Source organism: Tenacibaculum soleae (assembly GCF_001693415.1).
Taxonomy (GTDB): domain Bacteria; phylum Bacteroidota; class Bacteroidia; order Flavobacteriales; family Flavobacteriaceae; genus Polaribacter; species Polaribacter soleae.
In genome coordinates this window covers 1-16,021 of the sequence record NZ_MAKX01000001.1, presented here as the reverse complement: position 1 = coordinate 16,021, position 16,021 = coordinate 1, and the positions used below count along the sequence as shown (strand labels likewise).

Annotated in this window: 13 protein-coding genes and 1 rRNA gene; 5 read left to right on the top strand and 9 right to left on the bottom strand. The window is 31.0% G+C overall.

The features are described from left to right. Positions 1–7: 7 nt before the first annotated feature. The 3 genes from BA195_RS00070 (at position 8) to BA195_RS00060 (ending at position 3,113) form a co-directional block, all read left to right on the top strand. The gene (locus BA195_RS00070) at positions 8–1,324 is read left to right on the top strand and encodes a RagB/SusD family nutrient uptake outer membrane protein (RefSeq protein ID WP_068701186.1); all 1,317 of its coding nucleotides are present in this window, start codon (positions 8–10) and stop codon (positions 1,322–1,324) included. A 74-nt stretch (positions 1,325–1,398) separates the two neighbouring features. Continuing rightward, on the top strand, positions 1,399–2,412 hold the full coding sequence (locus BA195_RS00065; protein ID WP_068701184.1) for a hypothetical protein: 1,014 nt from the start codon (positions 1,399–1,401) through the stop codon (positions 2,410–2,412). A gap of 71 nt (positions 2,413–2,483) precedes the next feature. Next, entirely contained in the window at positions 2,484–3,113 is a 630-nt protein-coding gene (locus BA195_RS00060; RefSeq protein WP_068701182.1) for a M48 family metalloprotease, read from the top strand. Positions 3,114–3,158: 45 nt separating this feature from the next. Here BA195_RS00060 and BA195_RS00055 read toward each other — a convergent pair whose 3' ends face one another. From BA195_RS00055 to secDF, 4 genes are all read right to left on the bottom strand, one after another. Next, entirely contained in the window at positions 3,159–3,788 is a 630-nt protein-coding gene (locus tag BA195_RS00055) for a hypothetical protein (protein ID WP_068701179.1), read from the bottom strand. A gap of 146 nt (positions 3,789–3,934) precedes the next feature. Further along, a complete protein-coding gene (gene obgE / locus BA195_RS00050; RefSeq protein WP_068701177.1) occupies positions 3,935–4,924 on the bottom strand; it encodes a GTPase ObgE in 990 nt (329 codons plus the stop codon). Between the two features lie 44 nt (positions 4,925–4,968). Then, the gene (locus BA195_RS14125; protein WP_084442972.1) at positions 4,969–6,087 is read right to left on the bottom strand and encodes an adenylate kinase; all 1,119 of its coding nucleotides are present in this window, start codon (positions 6,085–6,087) and stop codon (positions 4,969–4,971) included. A gap of 87 nt (positions 6,088–6,174) precedes the next feature. Then, positions 6,175–9,153, bottom strand: coding sequence for a protein translocase subunit SecDF (gene secDF, locus BA195_RS00040; protein ID WP_068701175.1), 2,979 nt, complete (start codon positions 9,151–9,153; stop codon positions 6,175–6,177). 206 nt (positions 9,154–9,359) lie between these two features. On the opposite strand from secDF, the gene BA195_RS00035 reads away from it, so the two are divergent. Next, the gene (locus BA195_RS00035) at positions 9,360–11,036 is read left to right on the top strand and encodes a formate--tetrahydrofolate ligase (protein ID WP_068701173.1); all 1,677 of its coding nucleotides are present in this window, start codon (positions 9,360–9,362) and stop codon (positions 11,034–11,036) included. Positions 11,037–11,110: 74 nt separating this feature from the next. Here the strand turns inward: BA195_RS00035 and BA195_RS00030 are convergent, their stop codons facing one another. The 5 genes from BA195_RS00030 to thrS all read right to left on the bottom strand — a co-directional run bounded on the left by BA195_RS00030 (position 11,111) and on the right by thrS (position 15,037). Continuing rightward, the gene (locus BA195_RS00030) at positions 11,111–11,710 is read right to left on the bottom strand and encodes a hypothetical protein (RefSeq protein ID WP_068701171.1); all 600 of its coding nucleotides are present in this window, start codon (positions 11,708–11,710) and stop codon (positions 11,111–11,113) included. Positions 11,711–11,804: 94 nt separating this feature from the next. Beyond that, entirely contained in the window at positions 11,805–12,149 is a 345-nt protein-coding gene (gene rplT / locus BA195_RS00025; RefSeq protein WP_068701169.1) for a 50S ribosomal protein L20, read from the bottom strand. A gap of 107 nt (positions 12,150–12,256) precedes the next feature. Continuing rightward, positions 12,257–12,454 carry a 50S ribosomal protein L35 gene (gene rpmI, locus BA195_RS00020; protein ID WP_028891165.1) on the bottom strand — a complete coding sequence of 66 codons (198 nt, stop codon included), beginning with the start codon at positions 12,452–12,454 and terminating at the stop codon, positions 12,257–12,259. Positions 12,455–12,499: 45 nt separating this feature from the next. Next, on the bottom strand, positions 12,500–13,018 hold the full coding sequence (gene infC / locus BA195_RS00015; RefSeq protein WP_084442970.1) for a translation initiation factor IF-3: 519 nt from the start codon (positions 13,016–13,018) through the stop codon (positions 12,500–12,502). A 72-nt stretch (positions 13,019–13,090) separates the two neighbouring features. After that, entirely contained in the window at positions 13,091–15,037 is a 1,947-nt protein-coding gene (gene thrS / locus BA195_RS00010) for a threonine--tRNA ligase (RefSeq protein WP_068703840.1), read from the bottom strand. A gap of 813 nt (positions 15,038–15,850) precedes the next feature. Here thrS and BA195_RS00005 point away from each other — a divergent pair. Then, positions 15,851–16,021 (top strand): 16S ribosomal RNA (locus tag BA195_RS00005); the annotation flags it as partial.

Sequence of the window (16,021 nt, the reverse complement as noted above, 5' to 3'; positions counted from 1 at the left end):
TATAAAGATGAAAAAATACATATACATATTATTTGTAACAATAATTACGCTAGTTTCATGCGATGATTATTTAGATATTGAGCCAGTTGGTCAAGTAATACCTAAATCAGTAGAAGATTATAGAAGTTTTTTAACTACAGCTTACGGAACCAAAAAAAATAATCATATTTTAACAACATATAGAGCTGATGAATTACAGTTGAGTAAAAGCTCTCCAGGATCATCGCAATATGAAGATATTTACTTATGGAATGATACAAACACCTCACCATTAACAACTCCTTTTTCATACGCTAGTTTCTATAAAATAATTTTTCATGCAAATCATGTAATTGAAAAAGAAACTGAAATTACTGGTGACGTAACAGCTGTTAACCAGTTGGTAGGAGAGGCTTATGCATTACGAGCACTACAATATTTTCAGTTAGTTAATTTATATGCAAAAGCATATAGTACTACTTCTGCTAACAGTGATAATGGTATTCCTATAGTGACTGAATATAACTTAGATCAAAAATATGATATTCAATCAATTGAGGAAGTTTATGTACAGATTTTAAATGATCTTTCTAATGCTGAAGCACGTTTAAATATTGAACAACAAGCTACTGGTTTAAACTATAGATTTTCAAAGATTGCATTAAAAAGCTTAGAATCGAAAGTGTATTTATATAAAAAAGAATGGCAAAAAGCTATCATCGCAAGTAAAGAGGCACTTGCTATAAAAAATACAATACAAGATTTAAATATAGATGATTCAATTATGCCATCAGAGTTTAGTTCTGTAGAATCTATTTTAGCATTAGATCAAGTATCATCGTTTGATATAGCAAGTAATGCTGCAGTTTCAGATCAACTATTAAATAAATATGATCGAACAAATGACTTAAGGTTTAATTTGTACTTTAAGAAAGACGGAAGCGTTTATAGACCAGCCAAAACAGCAAATTTAAAGTATAAGTCAACTTTTAGAGTTGCTGAATTATATTTTAATTTATCAGAAGCTTATCTACAAAACAATGAATTAGCTTTAGCAAAATTAGAGTTGTTAAAAGTAGCTGAAAATAGATATACCCCGTCTAAGATGGCTACATATATAACATTCATAAACTCTTTAAATAAAGAAGATTTTTACAAAGAATTATTAGAAGAAAGAGCGCGTGAGTTGGCAATTGAAGGACATCGTTGGAATGATTTAAAAAGAACCTTGCAGCCAAAAATAATTAAATGGTATGAAGGTACAAATTATACATTACAACAAAATGATGATCGGTACGTAATACAATTTCCTAATGATGCTAAAATAAATAATCCCAATTTTTAAAATATAACTCCGGTAAGTGTCAAACGGATTAAAATAATTGACACTCAAAAATTAACAAATTAAATATATACATTATGAAAAAAGTTTTCCCTTTTTTATCTTTAATTATAGCACTTATAATAATAGGTTGTTCTAGTGATGATAAAGATAACGTATCTCAATCATCGTTAAATAGTATTACAAGTTTCAAAATTAATTTTGAAGGCTTAAATGAAGATGATGTTATTTATAACTTAGGAAATAATATTACTATTAGTGTTCCTTATAAAACGAACATTTCAGATTTGGTTACGAATATAACGATATCTGAAAATGCTACAATTGTTCCTGCGTCAGGGCAAGCTGTAAGTTTTGTAGATGGACAAGAAATGCCTTTTGTTGTTACTGCCGAAAATGGTACAGATAAAGTATATAACGTAACCATAAATATTCGTGGAGAAGTGGGTAGTGGTTCACAGATAGCAACTTATCATTTTAAAGACGATTTTAGCGAAAGTAAAACGACTTATACTTATGATGATGTTTCTAATTTTATGAAATCTTATTCAGAAGAAGCAGGAGGATCTACCACAACATATACCTATGTTTACAATGATAAAAATCAAATAATAAAAAGAGAATCAGATACACAAAGTGTTATATATACATATAATGATGAAGGTTTAATAATAAGTGCTAAACAGACCGATGAAGGTACTGAGTCTTACACATTTTCTTACACTTATAATGATGATAAAAGATTAGAAAAAAAAGAAAGAATAAACAAAGAGAATGATAGAGTAACAAATACAAGTTATACTTATGATGCTTCAGGAAATGTTAAAACAACAACAATTGGGGCAGAAACATTAGAGAATAACTACGACAACAAAAATAACCCATTTAAAGGTTTATATCCTTCATCTTATGCTAAAATTAATGTAGGAGTTGGCCTATCAGAGGTTAATGTAAATAACCCTGTACAAGGTAGTTTTTCAACTGATACACCTGTAGTTTATACATATAATACAGACGGGTATCCTTTAACTGCTTCATATGTAGTATTTGGGTTCATTAATACTAATGTAACATATACATATTTGAATTAATTGATGTTTCCCCTAGTTAAGCACTCTTAAAATTTATTTTAGGGGTGTTTTTTTTATGCAAATTTATTATTATGAAAAGATTAACCATATTATTAATAACTATTTTACTAATTGGCTGTAAAACAAGTGCTACAAAAAACGAAGATATAACTATAGAGTTGACAAATGAAGAGCAACTAAATAAATTGTATCAAGAAAGAATAAAACCTCTATTTAGTGCATATAAAGATATAGGGATACCTAATGATTTTAGAATAGATAAAGAAGATAGTTCTATTAATGCTGGAGCAGCAGACGGTTATATAGAAGTAAGTCAAGGATTAGTAGATTATGATAAAGAGTATATAAAAGTTTATGTGTTATCTCATGAAATAGGTCATATTGTAACACTTAATCAAGCACAAAAGTTTGAATTAGGTTCGCAAATACCTTCTGGAATTAAAACAAATGATTATAAGAAAGCTGAGTATTTGGCAGATTTAATTGCCATACATTTAATGCTAACCAAAGAGAAAACTTTAGGAGAAGAATTAAAACAAAATTTAGAAGTAGTTCAATCTTTATTAGGGCCAGAAATATTTACACATCCAAGTGCTGTAGATAGAGTAGAGCTAATGAATTTGTATATTGAAAAAAGCTTTAATGAAGATCCAAACATAGCTTTTGAAGAAATTTTTGAAAAGATATGGAATATGGATTAAAACAAAAGCGTCCCAGAGGGCGCTTTTGTTTTTTATAAGAGATTATTATGGTACTTCTAGAAAACTTTTTAATTCATTGAGGTAGTCATAAGTGATGTTCTTTTCATCTAGTTCTTTTAAATAGCTTTTAATATCATTGTGCCATTTAATTTTATGTAATTTAATATTTGGAGACTCATTTTTGTTATTATCGTCAATTTGTTTTCTGAATTCATCAGTTCTTTCTAGAATTTTCCGTAAAATGTCTTTTAATTTTTTTGCAGATTCTTTATGAGTAATACCTTTGAATAAGAATTCCTTTTGAAATCGATTGAAATTTATAAACTCATTAAGAAGATTGATTAGTTGACTTACTAACCCATGAATATTGGTAATTGAATAATTTGTCATATTCTCACTAATCAAATTAGTGATTTTTTGTAATAATGTTATTTGGTTTTGAAGCTCTTGGTATCTAAGCTCAAAAAGCTTATTCTTTTTTTGATTAATTTGATTTAATAAGATTTGAAAAACACCTACTATTAAGGCAAGTAATGGAATTAGAGCAGCAAGTATTTTATCTGTTCCGTCAATAATTTTACAATTAAAAAATAAATAAAATATTACTGATGTAATAATTATTAGAGATAGATAAAGAAAAATATAATCCAAATTTTTTCTAACCTTTTTGATCATTTAGTAGCGTGTCTAATTAATGAAAACAACTTTTTTAGTTTAAAGTACTTAAACATATACGTTTATTATTTAATAACAAAAAAATAAAAATAAACAAAAAAGCAACCTCATTTGAGGTTGCTTTTTTGTTTATTTCATGTAATATGTTAGTTTAACATGCTCCATAATTTATCTTTTAATTCTTGTAATCCTAATTGAGCTACAGATGATATAAATAAAGTTTCGATACCTTCAGGTAATTCTTTTTTAATTTCTTCTTTTAACTCATCATCTAGCATATCAGCTTTAGAGATGGCTAACAAACGATCTTTGTCTAACAATTCAGGATTGTGTTTGCGAAGTTCATTTAACAGAATTTCATATTCTTTTTGAATATCATCACTATCAGCAGGAATTAAAAATAATAAGGTAGAGTTACGCTCAATATGTCGTAAAAAGTAATGACCTAAACCTTTACCTTCGGCAGCACCTTCTATAATTCCAGGAATATCAGCAACCACAAAACTTTGATGATTACGGTGTTCCACAATACCTAAGTTTGGTTTAAGTGTTGTAAAAGCATAATCTGCAATTTTAGGTTTAGCTGCGGTAATTACAGATAATAAAGTAGATTTTCCTGCATTTGGAAAGCCAACTAAACCAACATCTGCTAAAATTTTTAGTTCAATACGAAACCATCCATCTACACCATCAACACCAGGTTGTGCATATCGAGGTGCTTGGTTTGTTGATGATTTAAAATGCCAGTTACCACGACCACCTTTACCTCCTTCTAACAAAATAATGTCTTGGTCATGATGTGTAACTTCATATAAAATTTCATCAGTGTCAGCATCACGAATAATAGTTCCTAACGGTACTGGTACGATAATATCTTTCGCATCGTGCCCAGTACTACGGCTTGCACTTCCATCGCCACCAGATTCTGCTCTAAAATGACGTTTAAATTTTAAGTGAAAAAGTGTCCACATACTTTTATCACCTCGTAAAATAATGTGACCTCCACGACCACCATCACCTCCATCAGGACCACCTTTGGTAATAAATTTTTCACGATGTAAGTGTACAGATCCTCGACCACCTTTACCAGATGATGCGTAGATTTTTATATAGTCAACAAAATTTCCTTCAGTCATTTTTTTTAAATATTTAAAGAGCTAGTGTTTTCTCTTTATGTAAATTATAATGTATCAAACACGGCTGATAAACGTTGTGTAATCTCCTCTATAGAGCCTACTCCGTTTACTCCGTAATAATTACCTTGTTCTTGGTAAAAATCTTTTAAAACAGCTGTTTTAGTATTGTACTCGTTAAAACGGTTTCTAATTTTACCTTCATCAGTATCATCAGTTCTTCCACTTGTTTTTCCTCTTTCCAGTAAGCGTTCAACTAATAAGTCTTCAGAAACTTCTAAAGCAACCATTCCGTTAATACGTTCATTTTTTTCAGCTAAAAAAGCATCTAAAGCTTTGGCTTGTGATTCAGTTCTTGGAAAACCATCAAAAATAAATCCGTTTGCACCTGCATTTCGTTCTACTTCAGCCTTTAACATATTAATAGTTACTTCATCAGGTACTAAATTACCGTCATCCATATATGTTTTTGCTAATAAACCTAATTCAGTTTCGTTTTTAATATTAAAACGGAAAACATCTCCTGTAGAAATGTGTACTAAATTATATTTTTCTTTTAATAAATCGGCTTGTGTTCCTTTTCCGGCACCAGGAGGGCCAAATAATACAATATTTGTCATTTTGGGTTGTGTTGTTAGTTGGTAAATAGCGGGTAAATTTCTACCATAACCGTTGTAATCCAATCCGTAACCGACGATAAATTTATCTTCAATACTTTTTCCGATATAATTTATGTGTAGTTCTTTACGATATACATCTGGTTTGTAAAAAAGAGTAACTATTTTTAGTTCTTTTATATTTTTTGTTTTGAATATTTCGTAAATATCTTGTAAAGTAGCACCTGTGTCAATAATGTCTTCTAAAATAACAACTGTTCGGTTTGTTAAATCTTCATTAATACCGATGAGTTTTTTTACTTTTTCGGTTGATGTTGTTCCTTCGTAAGATGCTAATTTTACAAAACTAATTTCGCAATCACCTTTATATTCTCGTAAAAAATCGGCAGTAAAAACAAAGCATCCGTTTAAAATTCCTACAAATAATGGAACTTCATCTTTCGGTAAATCTTTTTTTACTTGTTGCGCTAATCTTTTAATAATATCAGAAAGTTCATTTGTTGAAATGAATTCCTTAAAATATAAATCGTGTAGTTTTGTAATTTTCATCAGACTGCAAAGATAGTTGCTTGATTGTAAATGAAAAAACCGTTTTGAATATTATTCAAAACGGTTTTTGTAAAATATATTATAGTTTTATTTTTTCTCTTCTTTTTTAGAAGAATCAAACATAATTGGTGTTGCTACGAATAATGAAGAGTAGGTACCTACAACTACCCCTACGATTAGCGCGAACATAAATCCTTTAATACTGTCTCCTCCAAAGAAGAAGATTGCTAACATTACTAATAAAGTAGTTAAAGAGGTATTAATTGTTCTTCCTAAAGTACTACTTAAAGCTTTGTCTACTAAACCAGCAGTTAAAGAGTTGCTGTTATCAGCATATTCTCTAATTCTATCAAAAATTACCACGGTATCATTTAGTGAGTATCCAACAACTGTTAAGATGGCTGCGATAAATGATTGCCCGATTTCCATATCAAAAGGCATGAATTTGTAACAGATAGAAAACACTCCTAATACTACCAATACATCGTGAAATACTGCTGATACTGCACCAATAGAGTATGACATTTTTCTAAAACGCAATAAAATGTATAAGAATACTACAAGTAATGATCCGATTACTGCCCATAATGCAGATTTTTTAATATCATCAGCAATAGTAGGTTCTACTTTCATGTAGCTCATAATTCCGCTACCAACTTTTTCAAACCCTGGTTTAAAATCTTCGTAAGAAGTAGTACCTAAATATGATTTTAATCCAGTATATAAAGCATTCTGAACTTGTTCGTCAACCTCAGTACCTTCTTCATCAATTTTAAAAGTAGTAGTAATTTTTAATTGATGATCAGAACCATAGGTTTTAACTTCAGGAGCAGCTTCAAAAGCACCTTGTAAAGAAGAGGCAACTTCAGTTGCATTCATTGCCTGATCAAAACGAACAACGTATGAACGTCCTCCTTTAAAATCAACTCCTTGTTTTAATCCTAAAGTAAAGATAGATATTAATCCAACTAGGATAAAGAATCCTGAAATAATGTAAGCTAATTTACGCTTCTTTAAAAACTCGATATTAATGTTGTTAAACCAGTTTTTAGAAATTTTTGTATTAAATGTTAAGTTTGTTCCTTTGTTAACTGTACTATCTATAAATAAACGAGTAATAAAAATAGCTGTAAATAAAGAAGTTGCAATACCTAGCATTAAGGTATAAGCAAAACCTTTAATTGGTCCTGTACCAAAAACAAATAAGATAAGTCCTGTTAAGAAAGTAGTAATGTTTGCATCGATAATTGCTGATAAAGCTCCTTTAAAACTAAATCCTTCACTAACAGCGGTATTTAAATCTTTACCACCTCTTAAGGCTTCTTTAATTCTTTCAAAAATAATTACGTTCGCATCTACCGACATACCTATTGTTAAGATAATACCAGCAATACCAGGTAATGTTAATACTGCATTAAACGATACTAACCATCCGAATATGAATAAGATGTTTACTAAAAGTGCAATGTTTGAGAATAAACCTGCTTTACCGTAGTATAAAACCATCCAAATTAATATTAAGAAAATTGCCAACCCGAATGACCAAATACTTGCGTCAATAGATTCTTGACCTAATGATGGTCCAACAACTTCCATTTGAATAATTCTTGCAGGAGCAGGTAATTTACCGGCTTTTAATACTGTAGCAATATCTTGTGCTTCTTCAACAGTCATTGATCCTCCAGAAATTTGAGTTTGACCTCCTGTAATTGCTCCAGGAACAGATGGTGCGGTATATACATAGTCATCTAATACAACAGCCACAAAACGACCAGTGTTATCACCAGTTAATTTAGCCCATTTTTTAGATCCTACACCATTCATTGACATAGAAACAACAGGCTTGCTTACTTCATTGAAATCTTGTTTTGCATCTGCAATTACATCACCATCAATGGCAGCTTTGTCATTTCTGTTAGATTTTATTGCATATAAACCAATAATTTCAGCAGATCCATCAGCTCCAGTTTGTGCTTTATAATCCCATAAAAACTTAACATATTTTAAATTTGCAGGTAATAAAGCTCTTACACTCTTATTAGCTAATAAGCTATTTACCTTAGCTGTATCTTGCACTTTAGCTTGTGCAACTAAAGAGCTCATTTGCTGTTGGTTTTGAGCTACGTTTGGAAATAAGTAGGTAAATAAGTTTTTTTGGTTTTCAACTTTTGTCGAATCAGCAGTTTCTCCTAATAAATCATCAATATCATCAGCTTTCGTTGAATCTTTGGCAACCTTAGTAGTTGAATCATCTTTTAATAACTCAGCAACCTTTGCATTTGCAGCAAAGAAAAAGTTTTGAATTTCAGCATTTGTATATACTTCCCAAAATTGTAATTCAGCAGTACTTGTAATTAATTTAGTAACACGCTCAATATCTTTGGCTCCTGCTAATTCAATTTGAATTCTACCAGAAGTACCTATACGTTGTATACTTGGTTGTGTTACCCCAAATTTATCAATACGACTACGTAATACTTCAAAAGAGGTATTGATAGAGGTATTAATTTCTTCTTGAAGAACTTCTTTTACTTCAGCATTCGTTTTATTAAAATCGATTTTTTCACGTAAAGATTTTGTTCCGAATATTGCAGGGTCACTTAATTTAACGCTTCCGTTACTTAACGTTTCAAATTCATTAAAAAATAAATCTAAGTAATTATCTTGACTAGCCTTTTGAGCTTCATTCGCATTTGCTAAAGCTTTTCTAAAAACTGTGTTGTTTGAATCGTTTGCTAAAGCAACTAAAATATCCTTAACAGACACTTGTAAAATTGCGTTGATACCACCTTTTAAGTCTAAACCAAGGTTCATTTCACGCTCCTTAATGTCGTTATAAGTGTACTTAGAAACACCTAAATTTACTACTTCATTATTAGCTACACTATCAAGATATTTTCTCTCGAATTTAGCTAACGCTCTACCGTTGTTATCTTTAACGTTTTCTTTCGCATATACTTTTGCGTTGTCTTCTACTTTGTTAGCAAAAAATGTAAACGACAATTGGTATAAACTTACTAATCCGAAAAGGACAGCAAATAATTTAATAAGACCTTTGTTTTGCATCTATAATAATTTAATTCGAGTTCTTTTTTAAAACGTGCAAATATAGTATTTCAAAAAAGATTTGCCAATTCTTTTATCATATTTATCTGTTTACGCTATGTTTAGTTAAAAAATGCTAACAATTATCAGTTTTTATAAGGATTGTATTATGTATATTTACTTGTTTTTTAAAGCATAAATAATCACATAAAATTATACAATTCGCTATGGCGCATTTAACCGATATTGAGATAGCTCAAGCAAAAGATTTACAACATATTAAGTACATAGCAAATAAGTTGCAAGTACAAGAAGATGATTTAGAAATGTATGGTAAATACAAAGCTAAATTGCCACTAAATTTAATTGATGATAAAAAAATTAATAATAATAATTTAGTTTTAGTAACTGCCTTAACACCAACCCCAGCTGGCGAAGGAAAAACAACAGTTTCTATTGGTTTAACCGAAGGATTAAATAAAATTAATAAGCAAGCTACAGTTGTTTTGCGTGAACCATCTTTAGGACCAGTGTTTGGTATTAAAGGAGGAGCAGCTGGTGGAGGTTATTCTCAAGTAGTACCAATGGAAGATATTAACTTGCATTTTACAGGAGATTTTAACGCCATCGAAAAAGCAAACAATCTTTTATCTGCATTAATAGATAATAATTTACAAAGTAAGGTAGGTAATTTAAATATTGACCCACGTACTATTTTATGGAAACGCGTTATTGATATGAATGATCGTGCGTTACGCCAAATAACTATTGGGCTAGGAGGAACAGCAAATGGTATTCCTCGTGAGGATGGATTTAACATCACACCAGCATCCGAAGTAATGGCAATACTTTGTATGGCGATAAATTTTGATGATTTAAAAAAACGATTAGGAAATATTTTTATAGGATTTACTTTTGATAAAAAACCAGTTTTTGCTGCCGATTTAAAGGCTCAAGATGCCATGGCTATTTTATTAAAAGATGCAATTAAACCAAATTTAGTACAAACCCTAGAGGGAAACCCTGCTATTATTCATGGAGGTCCATTTGCTAATATAGCACAAGGAACAAATACGATTATTGCAACCAAAATGGGATTATCATTATCTAATTATGTGGTTACTGAAGCAGGTTTCGGTGCAGATTTAGGTGCTGAAAAGTTTTTAAATATTAAATCTGCATACGCAGGATTAAATCCAAAGTGTGTTGTATTAGTGGCAACAATAAGAGCATTACGTCACCATGGTGGAGCAAAGAAAGAGGAGTACAATACACCTAGTTTGGTGAAAGTTCAAGACGGATTCAAAAATATAGAAAAACATATTGAGAATATTCGTAAGTTTAATATTGAGCCAGTAGTTGCAATTAACTCATTTATTTCTGATTCAGACGAAGAAGTAAGTTTTGTAATTGATGCGTGTAAAAAGCTAGGTGTCGAAGCTGTCGTTTCTGAAGGATGGGCAAAAGGTGGCGAAGGAACTAAAAATCTTGCAAAAGCTGTAGTTAATGTGGTTGAAAATAAAGCAACACAATTTAAACCTTTGTACGATTGGAAAAGCCCAGTGAAAGATAAAATAGAAAAGATTGCAAAAGAAATTTATGGAGCCGATGCTGTTACTTATGATAAAAAAGCAGCATTAAATTTACGTAGAATTGATAGATTAGGGTTTAATGATTTTGCAGTTTGTATGGCAAAAACTCAAAAATCTTTTTCTGATGATGATAAATTGATAGGGAGACCAGAAGGATTTACAATTAATGTTCGTGAAATTGAAATTGCAGCGGGAGCACAATTTGTAATTCCTATTTTAGGAAAAATGATGCGCATGCCTGGCTTACCAGCAACTCCAGCTTCAGAGAATATGAGTATTGATAGTCATGGAGTAATTTCAGGGTTGTCATAAAATTAGCTTATCTATAAAAACAACAAATCCTGAGCTAAAACTCAGGATTTGTTGTTTTTATTTTGTTGTAAAAATTAATTAACACCACGTTGTTTATTAATTTCATCTTGTAATTGTCGTCTTAATTTTTGTTCTTTATCAATAGCATTTCTTTTGTATTGTTCAAGTTCATCTTCAACATCTGTCAAGGCATTTTTTGTTTCCTTAATTACAAAATAGCTACTTTTAAACTTAAAAATAAAAAAAGCAAGTCCAGCTAATAACGCGCAAATAATACTCCAAAGAATTGTGTTATAGGTGTTTTTATCTAAGAATGTTCCTAAAAAAGAAAACGCATCTTCTTTTTTTATTGAAGTAGCAAGGCTGTCTTTTAAAGTAATAATTTCATTTTTTAAAAGAGTTGCGTTTTTTAACTGTTCGTCTATTTTAAGCTGCTTTGTTACAATATCTTTTTTTATAGTAGAAATGCTATCAAGTATATTTTTTTGAAAACTCGTAAAATGCGTACGCTTAATCATTTTGTATTCTTGCCAGTTATTAGATAATCTATAAATTTTAGTAAACTGGTTTTCTATTGTATTTGGTAACGCTTCTACTTCTGTTTTCGATAAACGGTTTTGAGCAGAGATATTTTGCACTAAAAATGCTAGTAATAGGATTCTTAAAATTTTCATAGGTAAGAATATTATATATGTATTGATAACTAATTGGTTTAAAAAAACCCAAACGTTTAAGTTTGGGTTTTTAGTATAAGCAAGGTTATGAAACTTATTTTACTTTTTCTACAATGGCCTTAAAAGCTTCTGGGTTGTTCATAGCTAAATCGGCTAAAACCTTACGGTTTAATTCGATATTATTAGCTTTTACTTTCCCCATAAACTGAGAGTAAGACATTCCAAACTGACGAGCTCCTGCGTTAATACGCTGAATCCATAATGAACGGAAGTTTCTCTTATTGTTTTTACGGTCACGATACGCATATGTCATCGCTTTTTCTACCGCATTTTTTGCTACTGTGTAAACGTTTTTACGTCTTCCAAAGTAACCTTTTGCTGCCTTCAAGATTTTTTTTCTTCTTCTTCTTGAGGCTACTGAATTTACTGATCTTGGCATAATTCAAATGTTTTTTGTAGTAGGCGATTGAAATTAATCAATACTTTATTGAGCCTAACTCCATGGTTAATAATTAAATTCCCTGGCTAACAAATTAGTTTTAACGATTATTTTAAAACTAGTTGTTGCTTAATGTTTGCTTCATCAGACTTGTGTACTAATGTTGCGTGTGTTAAAGCTAGCTTACGTTTTTTAGACTTCTTTGTTAAGATGTGACTCTTAAACGCATGCTTTCTTTTGATCTTTCCAGAACCTGTTAACTTGAAACGTTTTTTGGCACTAGACTTTGTTTTGATTTTAGGCATCTTTGTTCTTTAGTTTATCTTGCTTATATATTGTGAATGATTTTATTATTTACTCTTTTTAGGAGCAATAAACATAATCATACGTTTTCCTTCTAACTTAGGCATTTGTTCTACTTTACCATAGTCTTCTAATTCTTGTGCTAATTTTAATAGTAAAATCTGCCCTTGCTCTTTAAAGACAATCGAACGTCCTTTAAAGAAAACAAATGCTTTTAATTTAGCACCGTCCTGTAAAAACTTAATAGCATGTTTCTTTTTAAATTCATAATCATGCTCATCAGTTTGTGGTCCAAAACGAATTTCTTTTACGGTAACTTTAGTAGCTTTTGATTTTAAAGCTTTATCACGTTTCTTTTGTTCGTATAAAAACTTTTTATAATCAATAACTTTACAAACAGGAGGAACAGCTTTAGGTGAAATTTCAACTAAATCTAGTTCTTGTTCGCGTGCTATTTCTTTGGCTTTTTCCAAAGGATAAACACCTATCTCAATGTTTTCGCCTACAAGACGAACTTCATCAACATATCTAATTTTTTCATTAATTCTATGTTGATCTTCTTTGATTACTCTGAGCGGTCTACGTCCGCCTCTTCTTCTAATTGCTATAACTTATGAATTTAAAATTATTATCTATTTTTAGTTTCCAAAAGGAACCAGTACTTTACTTACTTCTTTTTGAATCAAAGATACAAATTCTTCAATTGAAAAAGTTCCTATGTCTCCTTCTCCGTGTTTTCTTACAGATACCGTGCCGTCTTGTTCTTCCTTTTCACCAACAATAACCATGAATGGTATTTTGTTAACTTCGGCATCACGAATCTTCCTTCCTGTTTTTTCACTTCGGTTGTCCACGAGGGCGCGAATTTCGGAATTTTCTAACAAAGTTAAAACTTTTTTAGTATATTTTTGATATTTCTCACTGATTGGCAGTATAATAACCTGCTCCGGAGTTAACCAAAGCGGAAAATTACCTCCTGTATGCTCTAATAAAACAGCGATAAATCGTTCCATTGATCCAAAAGGTGCGCGGTGAATCATTACTGGTCGGTGTAATTCGTTGTCACTTCCTTTATAATTTAAGTCAAAACGCTCTGGTAAATTGTAATCTACTTGAATGGTTCCAAGTTGCCAACTTCTTCCTAAGGCATCTTTTACCATAAAGTCTAACTTTGGTCCGTAAAAAGCAGCTTCACCTTCTTCAATAACAAAATCTAAACCTTTGTCTTTTGATGCATTTATAATTGCTTGCTCAGCTTTTTCCCAGTTTTCAACAGCTCCAATATATTTGTCAGGATTTTCAGGATCCCTTACAGATACTTGTGCAGTAAAATCCTTAAATCCTAAAGATCCAAAAACATATAGTACTAAATCAATAACGTTTTTGAACTCTTCATCTAATTGTTCAGGAGTACAAAAAATATGTGCATCATCTTGTGTAAAACCTCTTACACGAGTTAGTCCATGTAGTTCTCCACTTTGTTCATATCTGTAAACAGTACCAAATTCAGCAAAACGCTTTGGTAAATCTTTATAAGAGTGTGGTTTAAAGTTGTAAACTTCACAGTGGTGCGGACAGTTCATAGGTTTTAATAAAAACTCTTCATCCATTTTCGGAGTTCTTATCGGTTGAAAACTATCTTCACCATATTTAGCATAATGTCCAGAGGTAACATATAGTTCTTTCTGTCCAATATGTGGCGTCATCACCATTTCATATCCTGCTTTTTTTTGAGCAGCTTTTAAAAAGTCTTCTAAACGGCTACGTAAAGCAGCTCCTTTCGGCAACCATAATGGTAGCCCTTGTCCAACTCTTTGAGAAAAAGTAAAAAGTTCTAGCTCTTTACCAAGTTTTCTGTGATCGCGTTTTTTAGCCTCTTCCAATAACTCTAAATACTCAGTAAGCATTTTTTGCTTAGGAAAAGAAATACCATATATACGAGTTAACTGATTGTTTTTTTCATCACCTCTCCAGTAAGCCCCAGCAACATTCATCACTTTTATAGCTTTTATAATGCCAGTATGTGGTACATGACCACCTCTACATAAATCAGTGAAATCGCTATGATCACAAAAAGTAATTTCTCCGTCAGTCAAATTTTCAATTAATTCAACTTTATATTCATTTCCTTCTTCTTTATAATAAGCTAAAGCATCAGCTTTAGAAATTGATCGAAGTTTAAATTCATGTTTACCGCGGGCTAATTCTAAAAATTTCTTTTCAATTTCTGAAAAGTCTTTTTCAGAAATTGTCTTTTCTCCTAAATCAATGTCATAATAAAACCCATTATCAATAGCAGGACCAATAGTTAATTTAGCATTCGGATGAAATGTTAAGATAGCTTGCGCTAATACGTGTGCCGATGAATGCCAGAAAGCTTTTTTCCCGCCTTCATCGTTAAAAGTATATAGTATTAAAGAGCCATCGCTGGTAAGCGGGGTGGTAGTTTCGATAGTTGTACCATTAAAGTTTGCTGAAATAACATTTCTAGCAAAACCTTCACTTATACCTTTAGCAACATCCATTGGTGTGCTGTTTACTTCAAACTCTCTGACGCTTCCGTCTGGTAATGTAATTTTAATCATTGTATATATGTTACGTTTAATTTCCTTACAAGTGGAAATTTTCAAAAAGCAAAGGTATTGCAAAAGCGTTTTTAATACAATATAAGTTTGTTATTTTTATGGCGCGACAATTTTTCGCAAAAATTGTCGGGCTTTCACTTCTCGCTTTTTAGTTTTACCAAGCAAAAAGAGCTCAAACAGGTCGTTCAATCCCTCGCGCAAAACTATTTAAAGATGATTATATAAAATAAAAAACAGCTAACTATCTAAAAAACAACACGAAGTAAAAAGCGTCAAAAAAAACATAAAATAAAGCATTGTCATGTTAAAAAAGGGATCTATATTTGCACCCGCTAAGGGAAAAACGCAAGTTTAAGATTAGTAAAAGTTCATTAAAAACATTGTTAAGATATCATCAAGAAAAGATTAAAAATAAGTTGCAAATAACTTGTTTAAATCAAAAGAAAGAAAGTATCTTTGCAGTCCGTTTAAAACTCGGAAGTTCATTAAAAACATCGCGAAAATAAACTAAAAAAAACTTCAAAAAAAGTTTTGTCAGTTTTTAAAAAGTTTATAGATTTGCAACCGCTTTAAGAAAGCGAAAACGATCAGAGAAATTTTGGAATGATTTGGTAACAAAATCAGTTAGTTCGAATCTAACATTTCTACAAGAAGTCTGAGAAGATAATCAAGTTGAAAATACTTGYGAGTGTCGACTCGACACGTTCATTGAAAATATTGAAATTGACAGCGTAAACAAAGAGTAGAATAACCATGTTTAACTTCGTTAAACAAATTCTTTTGAAACTTATTCATTAATATTATTTAAAATATACAATGAAGAGTTTGATCCTGGCTCAGGATGAACGCTAGCGGCAGGCTTAACACATGCAAGTCGAGGGGTAACATTGTAGCTTGCTACAGATGACGACCGGCGAACGGGTGCGTAACGCGTATAGAATCTGCCTTGTACATGAGGATAGCCTTTAGAAATGAAGATTAATA